Origin of the sequence: Caulobacter sp., from assembly GCF_039596335.1 — a bacterium.
Lineage (GTDB): Bacteria > Pseudomonadota > Alphaproteobacteria > Caulobacterales > Caulobacteraceae > Caulobacter.
In genome coordinates this window covers 74248-91301 of the sequence record NZ_JBCNJZ010000015.1, presented here as the reverse complement: position 1 = coordinate 91301, position 17054 = coordinate 74248, and the positions used below count along the sequence as shown (strand labels likewise).

Sequence of the window (17054 nt, the reverse complement as noted above, 5' to 3'; positions counted from 1 at the left end):
TGCGCGATGTGCTGGAGCGCATGGTCGATGGCCACCCCATCAACCGCCTCGACGAGCTGCTGCCTTGGGCCTGGAAGAGCGGAAATCACGTCAACACCTGACCGACGTGCAGCGGCCGGACGCTTACTGCCCTGTTTTGCTTGCCCTCCGCGCCCTCTTTCGGCGCATTCCAATCTCGCCTCTCCACCAGCGCGATCATGGCCGAACCTCCGTTTCGGCCATCTCGACCACGGTAGTCATCACGGCTTGGTCTCCCCCTTGCTCGGGCCGGACCAGGACCGGCGCAAAGATCCCCGCGGTCCGCCAATCGTGCGGACCTGGCGCGGCTTGGCCCGGCGCCGCGCCAGGCTTGCGCCCGATCCGCGCCTCGACCGCGGCGACATAGGCGAGCGTTTCGGCGGGCAACTTTCGCCCCCCGTCGAGCATGGCCTGGTAGCGCGCGGGTCCAGCATTGTAGGCGGCCAGGAACCCAACACGCCCGAAGCGATCGTAGAGCCGCCGAAGATATGCGGCGCCGGCGATGATGTTGCTGCGACGGTCGAAGGCATCACCGCCCAGACCAAGCTCGGCGCTGAGCTCGCGCCAGGTCGGCGGCATCAGCTGCATCAAGCCCATCGCGCCCTTGGGCGAGATCGCGCCAGGATCGCCGCCGCTTTCGGCGGAGATCACCGCCTCGATCCAGCTGACCGGGAGCCCAAACCGCGCCGACGCCTCTTGCACCAAAGCGGCGATCGAGGCCGGCGTCGGCGCCGTCGGCTCCCCCGCGGCAGGGCCGGCAAACGCCGGGGTCGACGCCAATATCAGCAGAAGAAAGACCACGGTCGCGCGCGAGGCGCGCGGCGTCCTTGCCGACATCCCGGCGTGGGCAAGCGTGCGGCCGTGCTCACCGCCGTCAAGGGAAGCGCGCAAAGCGCGCCGGCCCAAGGGCCGCCCTTGACCGCCGCTGCGCGCGACCGCCGACGCGGTCTTGGCCGGGACGGGGAAAGGCCGTTGCAGACGACCAAACAGGGAAAGGAGGCAAGCTTCCCTCATCTCAGCGCTCCCAAGTCCACAGCGGCAGCAGGCGGCCAACCACGCAGTCGCGCGGCAAAGGCCCGAAGTAGCGACCGTCCAGGCTCCTGGGCGCGGCGGGATTGAGGAGAAAGACCTCGCCTTCGCTCAGCTGCCGGCACGTTCCGGCTGGACGTAGGGAGCGCCCCATTAGATCGCGCTTGAGGATCTTGCCGACGACGCGACCATCGATCGCCACGACATCGCCGCGCGCGCAGACGGCCTGACCTCCAACCGCGGCGACGTGCTTGATCAGCGGCACATTGATCGGAAGGTAGCCGCGAACCGCCAGCCAGCGCGCCAGGTCCGGTGGCGGCCGAACCAGCGCCAAGTCACCGACGGCCGGCGCCTCGTCGGCCAGCCAGTAGAAGCCGACCGGCGCACTGGCCGTGGTGTTGAGCACAAGACGCTTGGTCGGGACCAGCGCCATGCCGACCGCCAGGACCGCGCAAGCCAGGCCGCCGATAATCAGCGGACGAGGATCCTGGAGGCTCATCGGGCCAGCCTCCGACGAAGAAGCCAAGCGCGATGGCGAGCCCGATCATAGCCGCGCGGCGGCAGACCAACGCCAATGCGGGCGCCGACATGCCGCCAGTAATCGGGCGCGACATCCTCCGGCCGAAGTCCCTGCCCTTCGACGGCGTCGATCGCCGACAGGACCGACTGGACCTTGGCCCAGCCGCTGATGTTGAGCAGGATCTCCGCGCCGGGGGCGACAAACGGATGGGTGGTGAACGCCTCGCCAGGCGCGACAGCGCGCAAAACGGCGATGCGGGATTCCACGGTGCCGTACTCGCCCGAACGCCAGCGAACCAGCGCGAACACCGCGCCAGGACGAAAGTCCAGGCGGCGAGCGCGGCGATCGACGATGTGCTCGCCCGCCGCACGGCCAAAGCGAATCCAGCGCTCGATCTGGCCTTCGAGCCAGAGAAGTTCGACCTGGGTGATCACGACGCGCCCTCGTCGGCTGATCGCGTGGGCGGGGACGGCGCGGGCGCCACGGGCCGGCGCGCCGGCGGCACGATTTGGGCGTTCGGGTCATGGGTCGAGGTGCGCGCGCCACGCTTCGCCCAGGCCAGAAGATCGTCCACGGTGTAGACGACGCGGCCGCCGATCTTTCGATAAACCGGGCCAGTCCCGTAGCACCGATGCTTCTCCATCGTGCGGTGCGACAGGCCCAGGAAGCGCGCGGCCTCCGCGGTCTTGAGATGGCGGAGCGGCGGCGCCCCTTCGGTCTGCGTCATCAGCCTGTCCTCAGGCGACGTCCGGATAGGGCCGGCGTCGTTGGGATAGGCTGGCGTAGGGGTCCGACGCCGAGGGATGACGAAGACCGGGGGGCTGGTTTTCGGCACCCCTCCCCTGCCCTACAGACCGCCGCGTAGGAGCTTGAGGTAGCCTCCGTTCATCAGACCTCGCCCGGCCTGCACCAGACGGATGGTGGCCGCCCGGACGGTCGCGGTCTTCCAGGGCTCACGCGCCAGCGACGCCAGTCCGAAAACCCGGCCCGCGATCTGGCGGTAACTGTCCCCGGCCAGGTCGCCGTCCAGAGCCGTCAGGCAGCGCCCGATGCGCGCCAGTTGCGCCGCCGACAGGTGGGACTTGGGCGGCGGCCGTCCCGCTGTAAGGCGCTCCAGAGCGTCGATCGCACGCACGCGGAGCCGAAGATGCTCGTCGAATGACAGCGCCACAAAGAGCGGCGCGTCGGGACGCTCCTCGCCCCGCACCAGCACCTGCAGGCCCCAGTCGGTACGAAGATGAAGCCCGTCTTCGGCGCGGATGAGCTGGCCCTTGGGCAATGAACGACGCGCCGCGCTCGCGTCCTCGTCCTCCCTTGGCTCGAGGCGCAGGACGACGCCCGGCGCCACCTCCGGCAACCAGAAGACCTTGGCTTCGGCCGCCGCCAGCTGCGGGTCGGCGGCGAAGCGCAGGCCCCAGCGGCGATCGATGGGAGCATCAGGCGCGCGCCGCCAATGGGCATAGTCCGCGCGATAGCCCGGATTGCGCCGAAGGAACTCCCACGCCAGGCCCGGCGCCGAGGTCGAGCGGACGGCGCCCCCACCGGAACGCTGTGGGGGCGGCTGTCCTGATCCCGACGAGGCGACGGACGCGGCCATGCGACCATGGCGCCAGAGGCTCCACCGTCGAGCCCAGCTGAGCCATGGCAAATCATGGTTGGATAAGACCTCGCGCCCCGCGATCGGCGCCGAGTCGCAGGACCGGCGTCAATTCGCTGCGCGTATGGTGTCGATTAGCTGCGCTAAAACCGGCGCCTATTTCGTGTCTTTGAACTTCAACATCGAGACAAGGGTCTCTGCGATCAAGCTCAACTCGGCGTCACTCAGGCCTGCTAGCTGATCGACAATCCCGACAAGCGGATCTGACCTCCCCTCCTTGGCGGCGAATGAACCCACGCCAAAGAGATCGCGGACGTCGACTTCCAACGCAGCAGCCAATCCAGAGAGTCCTTCGAACTTCGTCGCGGACTTTCCTGTCTCGATCCGGCTAACAGTGACCGAGGTTTTGCCGATCCGGTCGGCAAGCTCTTGCTGCGAAAGACCAGCGCGAATCCGATGGTAACGCACCATCGCCCCAAGCTGCTCTTCCAAAGTGGCCATTGTCCGAAACGCCCCCGCACTTTGCGCGGGAATTTTCGGTCAACGAACCAATGCCACACATATCGCCAAATGTTATGAAACTGTGTTTTTAGCCTTCCCATGTTAAGTGGAACGTAGGATTCTGTGGACCGATCGTTGTTCGGACCTGCCCCAGTGGACGTCACCTCACCGCCTGCCCCGCCTAGCCCTTCGCTCGCCGACTCGCTCGAACAACTTTTCAAGCGTCATGACCGGTGGTTCCGCGCGCTGATGCGCCGCCGGCATGGCGAGGTCGCCGCCGAGGATCTCGTGCATGAAAGCTATCTGCGCGCGGCGCGCTACGAGGCGGCCGGGACGCTTCGCCACCCCAAGGCGATGCTCATCCGCATCGCGGAAAACCTGGCGTCGAACCTGCGCCGCGATCGCTATCACGAGGTCGCTGACGACATCGGCGCGTACACGCTGGAGATCTCCTCGGTCAGTCCGTCCCAGGAGCAGTCGGTCACCTTCAAACAGATCGTGCTGGCCCTGCCCGACGAGTTGCGCGAAGTATTTATGCTCAACCACGTCGAGGGCATGACCTACGAGGAGATCGCCACCGAGCTGTGCATTCCGCGAACGACCGTTCACCATCGGATGCGCATGGCGTTGAAGCGAACCTCGCAGGCGATGCGGGACTAGAGCGGACGCTGGACATGATCGACGACCGACGAATGACCCGCCGCCAGGAAGACGAGGCGGTGGCATGGTTCACGCGCCTGAGCGACACCGAGGTCGAGAACGAGGACCTGGAGCGCTTCCAAAAATGGCTTCAGCGCCCAGGCAACCGCGCCGCCTATCGCCATATAGAGGACATCAGCCAGCAGGCGATCGACCTTCGCGACGATCCGGATTTCCGCGCGGCCACGCGCGAGATCCTGTCTCGGCCAAGGCCGGCGCCTCCGGCGAAGAAAGCCGTCAACTGGCCGTCCTCGCCTCAGCTGTGGAGCGGCATGGCGGTCGCGGGCGCGCTCGCCACGGCGTTGGTCGCGTGGCTGGTCGTGCAGCCAAAGACCTATCAGACCGAGGTCGGCGGCCGGCTCACTGCGCACCTCGACGACGGCTCCACAGTCCTGCTCAACACCGACACCGAGCTGAAGGTGCGCTTCACGGGCGGCGAGCGGCGCATGACCCTGGTCAAGGGTCAGGCCTTCTTCGACGTCGCCCACGACGCTGGCCGACCGTTCCTGGTCAGCGCCGGCCCCATGGAAGTGCGAGCGATCGGCACGCGCTTTGACGTGCGACACGATGGGCCCGAGGCGATCGTCGCGCTCGCCCAGGGGCGCGTGAAGGTCAGCCAGCAGGACGCCCAGCGCGCCACCTGGACGCTGACGCCAGGCCAGGCCCTTGCCCTGGAGCCGGGCGCGTCCACGGCCCGCCCCGTGGCGGTCGATGTGGCGACCCTGACCGGCTGGACGAGCGGTGTCATTACCTTCCACAACGTGGCCCTGTCCCAGGCCGTCGCCGAAATGAACCGCTACGAGCAGGCCAAGATCACATTGGGGCCCGGCGTGCCGAGCGATGCTCGGATCAGCGGCACGTTCGCGCCCGGCGGCGATGAGGCGTTCGTGGCCGCGGTCACGATGAGCTTCGATCTGCAGAGCCACCCCAAACCCGACGGCGGCATGGAACTACGGCCTCGCTCCGGCGCTTGATGACATAATTATTTCGCAGGCTCGCTACCAACGGGCCGCCCCTCGCGTGTCTCCGCCCGAAAGGCCGCCGGTCATGAGCGCATCATAAGGATCGCGCCCGGCGTCACCGGGGGTTTGTATGGGTCGGTTCTCCAAGCGTTTTCTTGTCGGCGCCTCGCTAGTCGTTCTCGCGTTCAGTGCTCCATGTCTGGTCCAGGCTGCGCCCCAGCCGGTCGAAGAACAGCGCGCGATGATCTCCTTGCCCGGCGGTCCCCTGGACAAATCGCTGGTCGATCTGGGCGTACAGGGCCACGTCACGATCTTCTTCCAGAACCAGCTGGTCGCCGGACGCCGCGCGCCGGCCGTCCACGGCCAGATGACGCCACGCGAGGCGCTCGACCTGCTGCTGGCCGGCAGCGGCATAGAGGTGCAGCGGGCCCGCCCGGGCGTGCTGGTGCTCCGTCCTTCGCGCCTGCCGGTGGCTGACCAACGCCCAACGCCGAGGTCCAAGCTGCTGCCCCAGACGGTCGATCCGCGCGCGGTCGCGACGACCGCCATGGTCGATGGGAACGTCACCGAGCTCGAAGAGGTCGTGGTCGGCAGCCACATTCGTGGGGTGAAGGACGGCCCCTCGCCCGTGATCGTGCTGGGGCGCGACGACATCGATCGGAACGGCTACGCGACGGTCGCCGACGCGCTGACGAGTCTGCCGCAGGCGTTCGGCGGCACCACCGCCGACGACGTGACGATGGTCGGCTCGGACCCGACCAACACCAACAGCGCCTTCTCCACGGCGGTGAACCTGCGCGGCCTTGGCCCGGACGCGACCCTGGTGCTGGTCAACGGCCGTCGCCTGGCCGGCGCGGGACTGATGGGCGATTTCGCCGACATCTCGATGATCCCGCTCTCGGCGATCGCGCGGATCGAGGTGCTGACCGATGGCGCATCGGCCCTCTACGGCTCGGACGCCGTCGGGGGCGTGGTCAACCTCGTCATGCGCGATCGGTATGACGGCGCCGAGACACGCCTGCGGTTTGGCGGATCGACGCACGGCGATCTTGGCCAGTACCAGTTTGCCCAGACGTTCGGCAAAAGCTGGGCCAGCGGCTCGGTGCTGTTCTCGGCGGAATTCCAGCGCCGCAACAGCCTGGCCAGCGCACGGCGCGACTACACCGCCAGCACCGACCTGCGGCCCCTCGGCGGCACGGACCATCGGCTCTACTACAGCCAGCCCGGCACGGTCCTGACGCTCGATCCGGTGACCTACGCCCTGACCCCGAGCTATGCGATCCCGGCGGGTCAGGACGGCACGCAGCTGACGCCCAGCGCCTTCACGGCCGGCCAGAACCTCTCCAACTACCGCCAGGGAACCGACATCCTGCCAACCCAGGAGCGGGGAAGCGTCTATTTCGCCGCCTCGCAGGAGGTCGGCGCCCACATCACGCTCAACGCCGAAGCGCGCTACAGCGATCGGCGCTTCTCCACCCTGGGCTATGCGCCGATGACGATCATGACCGTCTCGACGAATAACCCCTATTTCGTCTCCCCCAACGGCGCGACGAGCAACTACATCGCCTATTCGCTGGCCAATGAGACCGGCGGCACCAAGACGGCGGGCGAGGTGCAATCACGCAGCTTCACCCTCGGCGCCAAGATCGATCTGCCCGCCGAGTGGCGGCTGGACGCCTATGTGCTGCACGCCGAGGAACTGGGGTCCTTCCGCGCGTCGGGCATGCTCAACTCGACCTTCCTCAACGAGGCGCTGGGCAACACGGCCGACAATCCGGCCACCGCCTACAGCGCCGCGCGGGATGGCTACTTCAACCCCTACATCGGCGCCGGCAGCAACAACGCCACGGTCCTGGCCTTCATCACCCAAGGCTATCAGCAGACCCAGACAGTGGGCCGGCTCGACACGGCGAGCCTAGCCGCTGACGGGCCGCTGTGGCGCCTGCCCGCCGGCGCCGTCCGGCTGGCTGTGGGCGCGCAGGTGCGCACCGAAGGCCTGAAGAACACCGGTTCGGCCTGGTCGTCGGGCCTGATGCCCTACGCCACCACGCCGCGCCACGGCGAGCGGACGGTGGGCTCGGTTTATGGCGAACTGCGCGTTCCGCTGTTTGGCGACGACTATCGGCGCCCGGGGTTCGAACGCTTGGAGCTGTCGGCCGCCGTGCGAACCGAACGCTATGAAGGCGGCCTGGAGAGCACCGTGCCGAAGGTCGGCGCGGTGTGGTCGCCGATCCCCGACTGGACGCTGAAGAGCACCTTCGGCCGCTCGTTCCGCGCGCCGTCGCTCGGCGAGCTGACCGACGCCCAGAAGGCCACGCCGGTGAACCTGACCGTCAACGGCGCCAATGTCCTGACCCTGCTGCTCTACGGCGGCAATCCCGACCTCAAGCCGGAAACGGCGACGTCCTGGTCGACGGGGCTCGAATACGCGCCGGCCGCGCATCCGGAAATCCGGATCGCCGCGACGCTGTTCGACACCAAGTTCCGCAACCGGATCGGTCAGCCGGCGATCAACAACCTGTCGACCGTCCTGACGGCCAGCGACCTGGCGCCGTTCCGCCAGTTCATCAGCCCGGCCAGCAACGCCGCCGATCTGGCGCTGGTGCAGTCCTATCTGCAGCTGGCGACCTCGGCCGCGGCCTCGCTCTATCAGCCGCAGGCTTATGGCGCGATCGCCGACGCCCGATACGTCAACACCGGAACCTTCGCGGTCCGAGGGCTGGACCTGACGGGCAGCTACCGCCTGACGGCGTTCAATGATCCGGTGGTGTTGAACGGCAACCTCTCCTGGCTGATGTCCTACTCGCGGCGGATCACGTCAGCGGCGCAGAAGACCGAGCTGGCCGGCATGGCCGAAAACCCCGCCGACCTGCGGGCGCGGGTCTCGGCAAGCTGGATCCACGGTCCCTTCACCAGCACGCTGGCGCTCAATCACACCGGCGACCTCCACACCGCCGCCGGGGTTCGGCTCGCCAGCCAGACCACCGCGGACCTACAGCTGCAATACGCCTCGCCGGCCAAGGACGGCGTGCTCCACGGCCTGAACCTGGCGCTTACCGTGCAGAACCTCTTCGACAAGGACCCGCCGTTCTATGACTCGTCGCAAGGCGTCGGCTTCGACGCCGCCAACTACGAGGTCACTGGTCGGGTGGTGGCCCTGCAGCTGACCAAGGCCTGGTAGCCCCCTCCATCCTCTCCATCCCATCCAAGGTCTAAGCCATGCGAACTTTCGCAGGGGTGGCGCTCGCCTGCGTGCTCATCAGCACGCAGGCGCAGGCGGGCCGCCCGTTCACCATCGACGACCAGCTTGCTCTGCAGGATTTCGGTCGAACGACCTTCTCGCCCGACGGCCGCTGGCTCATCGCCGAGCGCTTCGGTCGCTACGAGGACGCCCCCAACTTCGACCATGAGTTCCTCGACCACGCGACCACCAGCCGGATCTTCGTCACCGATCTTGCGTCCGCCTCCGAGCCCCGCGCTCTGCTGGTCGAGGATCCCAAGGCGGGCGACACGTTCGGCGCCGTCTCCCCGGACGGCAAGCGCCTGCTGGTGTTCCGCCTCAAGGATCACCGGCGCGAAATGGGGGTGGCGATCCTGGCGACCGGGGCGGTCGTCTGGTCGGGCCTGACGGTGGATCCAGAAGTCTGGACGGCGCAGGCGCGCTGGCGCAACGACCACGAGGTCGTGGCGATCACCCGCGCGCCCGAGGCGGCGTCCATCCTGCTCGGTGCCGGCTGGCAGACCCAGGCACGCACGACCGCGGCCTGGGCGGCCAATGGCCGCGGCGCCTATTCGGGCGTGGCGCTGGGCGCGGGGCGCTTTGCATATCTGAACCCATCGCCCCCCGACTACGGGCTAGCGGTGTTCGACATCCAGACCGGCCGCTCGCGGGTCCTGGCCACCGGCCCGTTCGTCGAGCTACTGATCTCGCCGAACGGCAAGACGGCGGCCACCAGCCAGGACGGCGAGCTCATTCAGCCCGACAGCGCCATCGGCGTCGTCCGGTTCTCCAGTCCCCATCGTCGGCGCCGTCTGGCCCTGGTCGATCTCGACAGCGGCGCGGTCAGCCGGCCCTGCCCGGCTTGCGACCTGGCGCCGGGCACCTGGGCCTGGTCGTCCGACAGCCAGGCGCTGGTGGCGGCCGCGCGGGACCTGCCCGCGTTCGACGCGCCTTACGGCTACTGGCGATTTGGCGTCCAGGGTGCCTGGTCGCCCTTGGCGCCTGAGTTGCGTGTCAACACGGTGGCGGGCGGCGGCATCGCCAACCTGACCGGCCAGGCCGCGTGGCTGGGATCGGACCCAGCCGTGCTGGCCAAGGCCGCCGACGCCGACCGTCCCGATTGGTGGCGGCTGACCGCGGCGGGGCCGGTCAATCTGACCCGGTCCTTCGCGCCACCACAGGGCCGCGCCCTGGCGATCGACGACAGCGGCCTTCTGGTCAGCACGGGATCGGGCCTGGTGCGCCTGGGCCAAGACGGCCGCGCCCGCCTTGTCGCCCCCGCCGGCCTCGCCTGGCAAAGTCCCCGCGCGCTCCCCGGCCAGGTGGGCGACCGGATCATCGGGGCCGTCGGCGGCGCCCCGCGGATGATGACCCCGACCGGGCGGACCCAGCCGGCCGCCTCGGTCCCCGCCGAGGCCAGGCTCGCGGCGACCTCGGTCCACGGCGACGCGGCCGCCATCGTCAAGGACGCGCACGGGGTCAGAACGCTGACGCTCTACCGACCCAAGGCCACGCCACGGCCCCTGCTGACCATCAACGCCAACCTGGGCGGGGTCGACTTCGCCCAGCCGGTCCCCGTCCAGCACAAGGGTCCTCATGGCGAGGCCCTGACCAGCTGGCTCTACCTCCCGGCTGGTCACAGGCCAGGCGACGCGCGCCCGCTGATCGTCGTGCCCTATGCCGGCGATCGCCATGATCGCCCGCCGGCCTGGTTCGAGCCCGGCACGGTCTCGCCGCTGACAAACGTCCAGCTGATGGTCGCCAAGGGCTATGCGGTGCTGGTTCCGAGCTTGCCGATCGGCCTTGAGGACGAGCCATCGACGGGCCTTGCCGAGGCGATGCTCGCAGCGGTCGACGCCGCGCACGTCCAGCACCCGGAGTTCTCGCCCGACCGCCTGGCCGTCTGGGGCCACAGCTTCGGCGGCTGGACCGCGCTGATGGTCGCGGTCCAGTCACCGCGCTTCGGGGCGGTGATCTCCTCGGCCCCGCCAGCCGACTTGGTCACGATCCACGGCAACCTGCGCCCGGCCAGCCTCACCGTCCCCGAAGTCTATATGACGCTGACGGGCATGCAGGGCTGGGCCGAGGGCGGCCAGGGCCGCATGGGCGCCCCGCCCTGGGCGGCGTGGGACCGCTATGTCCGCAACAGCCCCCTCTTCCACCTCGACAAGATCACCGCGCCCGTTCTGCTGATCTATGGCGACATGGACTACGACCCCGCCCAGGTCACCGCCGTGTTCCAGGGCCTCTCGCGCCAAGGCAAGGACGTGGAGCTGCTCTACTACCGCGGCGAGGGGCACGTGGTGGCCAATCCGGCCAACCTGCGCGACCTGCATCAGCGGGCGTTCGCCTTCCTGGCCGAGGCTCTGGGCCCAGTAGCGTCGCCGACGGGATTGCAGACCGCCGCGCCGTCCAAAGCGGCCTCCCCTGCGATCCGTTCCTCCCAATGACGCACCCAAGCCTCCAGGGCCGCGGCGGTCAGGATCTCGCGGGAGGCGTCTTTCCAGACGATGGCCTCGGGTTCGAGCGCGGCCTCAAGCTCGAGGCCGTCGATCAAGCCCTGCGCCGCCAGTCGTCCGTCCAGTAGAAACTCGCGCAAGAACGGACCGCTGGCCGCCAGACTTCGGTTGAGGAAGACGCTGATCTCGCCCTTGGAGCGCCGCTCCAGGATCAGGCGCGGCAGGCGATCGGAGAAGGCCTCCCGCGCATAGCTGCGTTCGCGCTCACCGGCGCTGAGCACGGGCGCGGGGATCGCAAGGCACGCCTCCACGACCGGCTGGGCCAGCAAGGGGTGGACGATCCGCGCTCGGCGCCCGCGACCGGCCGCCCCCGTTGCGTTGAGATTGGAGGCCAGGGCCCTGATCTGACGCTGCTTGGCCATCGACACCCTGGTCAGGTCGCCGACCCACGGGTGGGTCACCCCGACCCGCCGCAGCTGCTCGGCCTCCTTGCGCAGGAGCTGGCCCTCGATCGACACGGTAGAGGGCCGGCCGGTCAGCGCTTCCAGCGACAAGCTCCAGACCGACCGCCGCGTCCGGCGCGCCACTTCCTCTAGCCGCTTCAGGCGCGAGCCCTCGCAGGGGGCGCCGCGCAGCAGGTCGGCGGCCAGGGCGCTGGCGGCGACCTGGTAGAAGACTGTGTCCCCGCCATGCCCGGTGAGGAGGACCCTGGCGTCCGCAGCCGTCAGCGCGTCGATCAAGCCGGCGTCATAGCCAGGATCCAAGGCGTTGAAATTGGGCCGCGCCGCCCGCCCGCTGGCCTCCAGGATCGCCGCATCATAGGCGAACACCTCGCGCCGCACCGTGCGAAGCGGCATGCCGATGCGCTCGGCGATCGCCTGGGCGTAGCGGCGCTCGTCGGCCTCGGGTTGGTCGCCATAGAAGTTGACCAGGCCATGAGGGCCAAGACCGCGAGCGGCCAGGCTCGTGGCGACGATGGCCGAGTCCAGACCGCCGGAGACCTCGCAGACGATGCGCTCACCACCCGACGCCAAGGCTGCGACGCAGGCGTCCACGGTCTGGCGCAGGCTTTCGCGACTTGGCCAGCTTCGGCCGCCTGCCGCGCGCACCACCCTGGCGGGGCTCCAAAGAAGGCTGCGCTCGGCCGCCTCTGGGCCATGCCGAACCACGCCCGGGTCGAGCGCCGAGAGGCCCTTAAGCGGCGGAGCGCCGAGCGCGGCGCTGATCGGGTCGGCGATGATCTGCCCGACCCGGGACCAGTCGATCGCCAGGCCAACGGGACCGGCGCGCCCGGTGATCGGACGTGAAGCCACGATGCTGACGTCCTCGCGCTGCCAAAACAGCGCTTCGAGGTCACCCGACGGATCGCGCAGCAGTGTCGGCCCCTCGCGGGGATGGCCGATCCACACTCCGACATAGCCGCCCCAGGCGCCGCTGATCAGACGCTCGCACGCCGCCAAGGGGTCGATCTCGCCCAGGCCATCGAGGTTGGCCATGGCCACCTCGCCGGCCTGTGTCGCGGCGCGATCAAACACCCGGCCGACCAGGACGCCGACGACGCCCGCGTGGCTCTTCAACGGCTGCACCGGCGGGGCGATCTGGCCTTCGGTCAGAACCGCCAAGCGGAACGACCGGTGGACGAGGACCCACCCGCCAGTCTGAGCCAGGGCTTGGACCATCTCGTCGAAGGCCGTCGAGGCGACGCCGGGCGGATGGGTGAGGATGACGTAGTCCATGGCTAGCGGACCATGATCGGGTGATAAGCGACGAGGCGCTCGGCTTCGTCGTCCAGGGCCAAGTCGCCGGCCTGAAGCCAGCAGTGCGCGGCGAAGGGCCAGGTGCGGACCGCGAAGATCCAGTCGACCTGATGCCCAAGGCCCACCAGATAATGGCGCAGGAGCTGGCTTCGGAAGAGGCAGGCCCCGTCGAACGGCAACCAAGGCTGCAGTCGCCGGAACGCGTCCAGATCAGCCAGAAGGCCAGGGCTGGCGGCAGGCGCGCGCTGCCGCGGAGCTGCGGGCAGCCGCGTCGCGAAAGACCGCTGCTCGGCAAGCCGGCTGGCCAGGCCCGCTGCGATCGCCCGGCGCCAATGGGCCATTCGAGGCTTGCGTCGCTTGGCCGGCGCGAGGTCCTCCAGGACAGCGCGCGCTGTGCGCAACGGCGGCTGGGTCGCCAGGGTCGGCGCCAGGTCAGGCGTCGACGCGGCCAGTCCCGCCGAGACCAGGTCCTCGGCCAAGGCGTCCGAGGACGCGTGGAGGACCCGTCCCTCCAGGCCGAGCACCTCACCGATCCCCGGCAGGCAGAAGTAGGCGTTGCTGTCGACGTCCAGAAAGACGGCGTCCTGGTCGATGATGACCGCGTGGACGCCCGCGCTCAGCCACAGTCCCATGGTCTGCTCCCGAAGCTCGTCTTGCGAGTGCGCGGCGACCCCGCCCCCCGGAGGGCCGCCCGCGCGTCCTATCCAGCCTCCGGTCTCCGCCTTCGGATCAGGCCGGGTCGTACCGGGCGACGCTGGTGTCCTCCAGCAGCAAGCCCACCAGCGCGCCGCGTGTGAGGTGATGGGCCTGGCCCAATCGGATCAGTCGAAATGGAGATTTCACCGGTAGCTCCCTTCCAGTCCCGCCGCTTGAGATGCGGCACGGACAAGGAGGCGGGCGCGCGGACGTATATTCAAACCTATATTTGAAATCGGCCGCGCTCCGCCCCCGAAGGGTCAGCCGGGCATGTAGTGGCCGGGCAGGACGTCTTCCGGCAGGCCCGGGGACAGGGTGCCTTGGATGAGGCGATGGGCGTCCCCCAGGCGGATCAGGCGAAGCGTCTTGGTCATCGGACAGTCCTTCCAGGACTAGGCCGCACGTGTGCGGGATTGGCGAAAAACGCCGGCGCAACGAAGGCTTTGACCCCTTCGCGCGCCGTCGTCGGTGGGATCAGCCCTGGATCTCGCGACCCGTCGGGTTGAGGGCCTCGGGCGGGCCGACGAACGAGCCCTGGGTCAGGCGGGCAGCTTCGCCCACGCGGACCAGCCGCTGGCGCTGGACGGTGTTCTTCTTGGTCATGGTCGTGCTCCTTCGAGATGCTGCTGATTGCAGCCACTCAATCACACGACCTGCGATTGCTATATTCAAACCTATATTCGGGGAGATTTGATCAGGCCCAACGCCACCGCCAGGATCCGGCCGCTCTGGATGGCGCGACGAGCGAAGTGGCGGCGCACCGCCCGGACTAAGGCCGATCGCTGGCTCGCGCCTGCCGTGAGTGGACGACCAGCGCCGGGCGGGGCGGCGAAGAGCTGGGCCTCGGCGCGCGCCAAGGGCGCAAGCTGCGCCGCGACCCGGGCGCAGGCGCGGGCCAGGGCGCGATTGGGCGCGGTCTGGGCGGCGGCCAGCGGCGCATTCAGATCGAAGGCGGCCGGGTCCATACCCCTCGACTGGACGACGGCGCAGACGAGGACCCCGGCCAGCTCGTAGAGCTCCGCCACGCGAGCCGGATCGTGCAGCAGGGCCGCATAGCCGTGGGGCGTGCGAACGATAAGGTCTTCGCCGGCCAGGCGCGCCAGCACCTCCCGGACCGGGGTTGGGCTCACCCCAAGCTCGTCGGCCAAACCGGCTATGGGCAAGGGCGCGCCCTGCATCGGACCGGCCTGCGCCAGGCGAAGGCGCAGGGTTTCGAGGGTTCGATCGAAGGGGTCGCGGTCGCGTACCAAGTCGGGCTCCTGGGCAGAGCCAGCCATGCTGAGCCTCGCCCGCCAGGCCGTCGAGCTTGGTGCGCCGACCACCGCCGCCGAACCTGATATTTCGCGGGCGACTGAGTCGGACCGGCAGCGTCTCGACCGGGCCTGGTCGATTTCCTGCCTGCCAGATTGCAGATCGTTGCCGGTTTTGCGGCAAGCGGCCCACCCATGCGACCACGCGGTCAAAATCCGCAACAATCACGACGTGCACAGACGGTTTTTTACGCGTGCGCCCGCACAGGCGGGCTAGCGCTAAGGTCCGCTAGCCGACAATCATCTAGAAGTTGATCCAGTACGGAGCGTCGCATGCTTGGCTCGCCTATGGCGCCGCTCGCCCGGCAAGCCCGTCTTCTTGCCCGCACCTTGAAGGCGATCAAGCAAGAGCGACGGATGACCTCGATCGAGATCGCCCTGAAGATGGGCGTGGGCCTGCGGACTTACCAAGACTTCGAAAAGGGCAAGGGCGACTTTGATCTGTGGAAGATCCGGCGCTTCGCCAAGGCCACTCGCAGCGACGCCATCGGCATCGTCCTGGCGGTCATGTACGGCAATCCCAAGATCGCCATCGTCGTCATGCGCAGCAAGTTCCTGATGACCGGATGGCTGAGCTTCGTGGAGCTATGGCGGACCCTGGGCGATCGCATCCGCCTTATACCGTCGACCCAGGTCCTGCTGGGCATGCGCAAGACCGGCGAGCACCTGCAGCAGTTCCTGGACCGACGGGCCGCTTCAATGGAAGCGTGGTTGGAGACATCCCTGGACGAACTCTACGAAGACCCCGAGGAGTTAGAAGACGAGTAGACGCAGAGCGGCTAGCTCGGCGCTGGCGGCTGGGCCTGGGCGGGGGCGGCCGGCGGGTCGGTCCGCCGGATCCAGACCAGGGGCAGCTCGCCATCCTCGCTGGCCATGGCCCGCACATTGATCGGCTCGGGCCAGCTGGGATCGTCCAGCTTGAGACTGAGGACCGCGCCGCTGGTGTCGGTCACGCGCCAGGCCGCGCCGGCCTGGGCCGATCCGGCCTCGATGTCGAAGTCCGGCGCCCTGGCCGAGAACTTGGCAGCCGGGACCAGACGCAAGTCCTTGCCCAGGGTCAGCGTCTCCAGGCGTCCGACGAACGCGGCGCCGTCGCGACGCAGATGGCCGATGGTGGTCATGTCTTGGAACCTTTCGCTTGAGGCCCGCCGAGCCGTCTGGCGGTCGGCGGCGGCCCGATCGCGGCGGGGGAAACGCCGGGGTTTAGGATCGAGCCGCCGCCTTGCCGATCGCCGCGGGGGAGACGTGATCGGCGGCGCGCGGGGAGCGAAGCGGACGCTTTGGCGGGCGGTGGAAGCGTCCTCGCGGGTCCCGCGAAAACCTTTGTGTTCCAGGTCCTTGCGCCCCTCAAGGCGCCCAGGGCCGCCGTCGTAGAAAGACAGGCGATAGCGTAGAAACGGCGGTCCGCCCCCTGGCCCGCCCTGTCTTTTTCCAGCCCAAGGACAGCGCCGCGCCCGCCCCGCCGCAAGGCGGGGCGGGCTGGCCGTGGCCGTCAGTCCTCGCGGGGACCGTTGCTGCGCGACCAGACCAGGGTCTGGACGCCGTCGATGTCGACCAGGGCGACGTTGATGGCGGCGGCGAAGGACGGGTCGTCCAGCTTGACCGACAGGTAGTCCTTTTCGTCCCGGCTGGTCTTCTTCCAGGCCGCGCCCAGCTCGGCCTTGCCGGCATAGAGGCGGAAGTCCGGGCTCTTGTCGTTGGTCTTGTCGACCGGGCGGAATTGGACGGACTTGAGGTTGATGGTCAGGGTGTTGATGGCGCCGGTGAACGAGCCGTCAGCGTGGGCGGTGAAGGTGCCGATGGTAGCCATGGTGGTCTCTCCGGTCTGAACCGGGCCGCGCCGATCGCGGCCTCGATGGCGATCCGGAGGACCAGGGCCGACGTGCGGCCCGCAGAGCGCGCCCTGCTCCCGAAGGCAGACCTTGGGGGCGCGCTCCCGAAGCCTTGGCGAAGGACCAAAGGCGAAGAGTTTCTTGTCTCGCGAGGAATGGGGCCGGCTGAAAGCTGCCGAGCCCCAGGGGAAGAAAATCGGCCGCCGAGGTTGCGGCGACGGACCGGTCCTGGTCCAGATCAGGCCAGAAGAGGACGTGCTCGACGCGCCTGGCTCAGACCTCCTGGAGAGACCGCCTGGCTAGCCTCGACGCCTTCGCCGCCCACGCTGACGGCGCGCTCGCCGGCGCCGTCGCCGCCGTGACCACCACCTTCAAGGCTGGCCAATCCGCCCGCTCGACAGGCGCAATGACAAGGGGCCCGCGACACGCATCGCCATGCCGGTAAGCCAGAGCC

At 68.8% G+C, this 17054-nt stretch carries 18 protein-coding genes; 6 read left to right on the top strand and 12 right to left on the bottom strand.

Annotated features, from left to right (window positions below; translation table 11 throughout):
* Window positions 1–195: 195 nt before the first annotated feature.
* The 6 genes from ABDW31_RS24185 to ABDW31_RS24160 all read right to left on the bottom strand — a co-directional run bounded on the left by ABDW31_RS24185 (window position 196) and on the right by ABDW31_RS24160 (window position 3665).
* Window positions 196–1032 carry a lytic transglycosylase domain-containing protein gene (locus ABDW31_RS24185; protein ID WP_343699761.1) on the bottom strand — a complete coding sequence of 279 codons (837 nt, stop codon included), beginning with the start codon at window positions 1030–1032 and terminating at the stop codon, window positions 196–198.
* 1 nt (window position 1033) lies between these two features.
* A complete protein-coding gene (locus ABDW31_RS24180) occupies window positions 1034–1546 on the bottom strand; it encodes a S26 family signal peptidase (RefSeq protein WP_343699760.1) in 513 nt (170 codons plus the stop codon).
* On the bottom strand, window positions 1543–2001 hold the full coding sequence (locus tag ABDW31_RS24175; protein ID WP_343699759.1) for a DUF2840 domain-containing protein: 459 nt from the start codon (window positions 1999–2001) through the stop codon (window positions 1543–1545). Before ABDW31_RS24175 ends, ABDW31_RS24180 begins: the two co-directional genes overlap by 4 nt.
* Window positions 1998–2294 carry a helix-turn-helix domain-containing protein gene (locus tag ABDW31_RS24170; RefSeq protein ID WP_343699758.1) on the bottom strand — a complete coding sequence of 99 codons (297 nt, stop codon included), beginning with the start codon at window positions 2292–2294 and terminating at the stop codon, window positions 1998–2000. Before ABDW31_RS24170 ends, ABDW31_RS24175 begins: the two co-directional genes overlap by 4 nt.
* Before the next feature lie 120 nt (window positions 2295–2414).
* A complete protein-coding gene (locus ABDW31_RS24165; protein ID WP_343699757.1) occupies window positions 2415–3164 on the bottom strand; it encodes a DUF2285 domain-containing protein in 750 nt (249 codons plus the stop codon).
* 156 nt (window positions 3165–3320) lie between these two features.
* Window positions 3321–3665 carry a helix-turn-helix transcriptional regulator gene (locus tag ABDW31_RS24160; RefSeq protein WP_343699756.1) on the bottom strand — a complete coding sequence of 115 codons (345 nt, stop codon included), beginning with the start codon at window positions 3663–3665 and terminating at the stop codon, window positions 3321–3323.
* Between the two features lie 153 nt (window positions 3666–3818).
* Here ABDW31_RS24160 and ABDW31_RS24155 point away from each other — a divergent pair, with 153 nt between their 5' ends.
* From ABDW31_RS24155 to ABDW31_RS24140, 4 genes are all read left to right on the top strand, one after another.
* The gene (locus ABDW31_RS24155) at window positions 3819–4325 is read left to right on the top strand and encodes a sigma-70 family RNA polymerase sigma factor (RefSeq protein WP_343699755.1); all 507 of its coding nucleotides are present in this window, start codon (window positions 3819–3821) and stop codon (window positions 4323–4325) included.
* Between the two features lie 14 nt (window positions 4326–4339).
* On the top strand, window positions 4340–5338 hold the full coding sequence (locus tag ABDW31_RS24150; protein WP_343699754.1) for a FecR domain-containing protein: 999 nt from the start codon (window positions 4340–4342) through the stop codon (window positions 5336–5338).
* Between the two features lie 229 nt (window positions 5339–5567).
* Window positions 5568–8507: a TonB-dependent receptor gene (locus tag ABDW31_RS24145; RefSeq protein WP_343699753.1), complete on the top strand. Its 2940-nt coding sequence runs from the start codon at window positions 5568–5570 to the stop codon at window positions 8505–8507.
* A 38-nt stretch (window positions 8508–8545) separates the two neighbouring features.
* Entirely contained in the window at window positions 8546–10996 is a 2451-nt protein-coding gene (locus ABDW31_RS24140) for a prolyl oligopeptidase family serine peptidase (RefSeq protein WP_343699752.1), read from the top strand.
* Here the strand turns inward: ABDW31_RS24140 and ABDW31_RS24135 are convergent.
* From ABDW31_RS24135 to ABDW31_RS24120, 4 genes are all read right to left on the bottom strand, one after another.
* On the bottom strand, window positions 10882–12741 hold the full coding sequence (locus ABDW31_RS24135; protein ID WP_343699751.1) for a lasso peptide isopeptide bond-forming cyclase: 1860 nt from the start codon (window positions 12739–12741) through the stop codon (window positions 10882–10884). The two genes, ABDW31_RS24140 and ABDW31_RS24135, sit on opposite strands and share 115 nt — an antisense overlap.
* Before the next feature lie 2 nt (window positions 12742–12743).
* A complete protein-coding gene (locus tag ABDW31_RS24130) occupies window positions 12744–13394 on the bottom strand; it encodes a lasso peptide biosynthesis B2 protein (RefSeq protein WP_343699750.1) in 651 nt (216 codons plus the stop codon).
* 538 nt (window positions 13395–13932) lie between these two features.
* Complete coding sequence (locus ABDW31_RS24125) at window positions 13933–14061, bottom strand: hypothetical protein (RefSeq protein WP_343699749.1); 129 nt, start codon at window positions 14059–14061, stop codon at window positions 13933–13935.
* A 71-nt stretch (window positions 14062–14132) separates the two neighbouring features.
* Window positions 14133–14735: a GntR family transcriptional regulator gene (locus ABDW31_RS24120; protein WP_343699748.1), complete on the bottom strand. Its 603-nt coding sequence runs from the start codon at window positions 14733–14735 to the stop codon at window positions 14133–14135.
* On the opposite strand from ABDW31_RS24120, the gene ABDW31_RS24115 reads away from it, so the two are divergent.
* Both ABDW31_RS24115 and ABDW31_RS24110 read left to right on the top strand, forming a co-directional pair.
* Entirely contained in the window at window positions 14734–14985 is a 252-nt protein-coding gene (locus tag ABDW31_RS24115; RefSeq protein ID WP_343699747.1) for a hypothetical protein, read from the top strand. The two genes, ABDW31_RS24120 and ABDW31_RS24115, sit on opposite strands and share 2 nt — an antisense overlap.
* 56 nt (window positions 14986–15041) lie before the next feature.
* The gene (locus ABDW31_RS24110) at window positions 15042–15536 is read left to right on the top strand and encodes a helix-turn-helix transcriptional regulator (RefSeq protein ID WP_343699746.1); all 495 of its coding nucleotides are present in this window, start codon (window positions 15042–15044) and stop codon (window positions 15534–15536) included.
* An 11-nt stretch (window positions 15537–15547) separates the two neighbouring features.
* Here ABDW31_RS24110 and ABDW31_RS24105 read toward each other — a convergent pair whose 3' ends face one another.
* Window positions 15548–15889: a DUF736 domain-containing protein gene (locus tag ABDW31_RS24105; protein ID WP_343699745.1), complete on the bottom strand. Its 342-nt coding sequence runs from the start codon at window positions 15887–15889 to the stop codon at window positions 15548–15550.
* A 371-nt stretch (window positions 15890–16260) separates the two neighbouring features.
* The gene (locus tag ABDW31_RS24100; protein WP_343699744.1) at window positions 16261–16578 is read right to left on the bottom strand and encodes a DUF736 domain-containing protein; all 318 of its coding nucleotides are present in this window, start codon (window positions 16576–16578) and stop codon (window positions 16261–16263) included.
* Between the last annotated feature and the right edge of the window lie 476 nt (window positions 16579–17054).

What these genes read in the sequence shown, in the direction of transcription:
- ABDW31_RS24185 (WP_343699761.1), bottom strand. Translation starts at nt 1,032, where the DNA reads ATGAGGGAAGCTTGCCTCCTTTCCCTGTTTGGTCGTCTGCAACGGCCT.
- ABDW31_RS24180 (WP_343699760.1), bottom strand. Translation starts at nt 1,546, where the DNA reads ATGAGCCTCCAGGATCCTCGTCCGCTGATTATCGGCGGCCTGGCTTGC.
- ABDW31_RS24170 (WP_343699758.1), bottom strand. Translation starts at nt 2,294, where the DNA reads ATGACGCAGACCGAAGGGGCGCCGCCGCTCCGCCATCTCAAGACCGCG.
- ABDW31_RS24165 (WP_343699757.1), bottom strand. Translation starts at nt 3,164, where the DNA reads ATGGCCGCGTCCGTCGCCTCGTCGGGATCAGGACAGCCGCCCCCACAG.
- ABDW31_RS24160 (WP_343699756.1), bottom strand. Translation starts at nt 3,665, where the DNA reads ATGGCCACTTTGGAAGAGCAGCTTGGGGCGATGGTGCGTTACCATCGG.
- ABDW31_RS24150 (WP_343699754.1), top strand. Translation starts at nt 4,340, where the DNA reads ATGATCGACGACCGACGAATGACCCGCCGCCAGGAAGACGAGGCGGTG.
- ABDW31_RS24145 (WP_343699753.1), top strand. Translation starts at nt 5,568, where the DNA reads ATGATCTCCTTGCCCGGCGGTCCCCTGGACAAATCGCTGGTCGATCTG.
- ABDW31_RS24140 (WP_343699752.1), top strand. Translation starts at nt 8,546, where the DNA reads ATGCGAACTTTCGCAGGGGTGGCGCTCGCCTGCGTGCTCATCAGCACG.
- ABDW31_RS24135 (WP_343699751.1), bottom strand. Translation starts at nt 12,741, where the DNA reads ATGGACTACGTCATCCTCACCCATCCGCCCGGCGTCGCCTCGACGGCC.
- ABDW31_RS24130 (WP_343699750.1), bottom strand. Translation starts at nt 13,394, where the DNA reads ATGGGACTGTGGCTGAGCGCGGGCGTCCACGCGGTCATCATCGACCAG.
- ABDW31_RS24125 (WP_343699749.1), bottom strand. Translation starts at nt 14,061, where the DNA reads ATGACCAAGAAGAACACCGTCCAGCGCCAGCGGCTGGTCCGCGTGGGC.
- ABDW31_RS24115 (WP_343699747.1), top strand. Translation starts at nt 14,734, where the DNA reads ATGCTGAGCCTCGCCCGCCAGGCCGTCGAGCTTGGTGCGCCGACCACC.
- ABDW31_RS24120 (WP_343699748.1), bottom strand. Translation starts at nt 14,735, where the DNA reads ATGGCTGGCTCTGCCCAGGAGCCCGACTTGGTACGCGACCGCGACCCC.
- ABDW31_RS24110 (WP_343699746.1), top strand. Translation starts at nt 15,042, where the DNA reads ATGCTTGGCTCGCCTATGGCGCCGCTCGCCCGGCAAGCCCGTCTTCTT.
- ABDW31_RS24105 (WP_343699745.1), bottom strand. Translation starts at nt 15,889, where the DNA reads ATGACCACCATCGGCCATCTGCGTCGCGACGGCGCCGCGTTCGTCGGA.
- ABDW31_RS24100 (WP_343699744.1), bottom strand. Translation starts at nt 16,578, where the DNA reads ATGGCTACCATCGGCACCTTCACCGCCCACGCTGACGGCTCGTTCACC.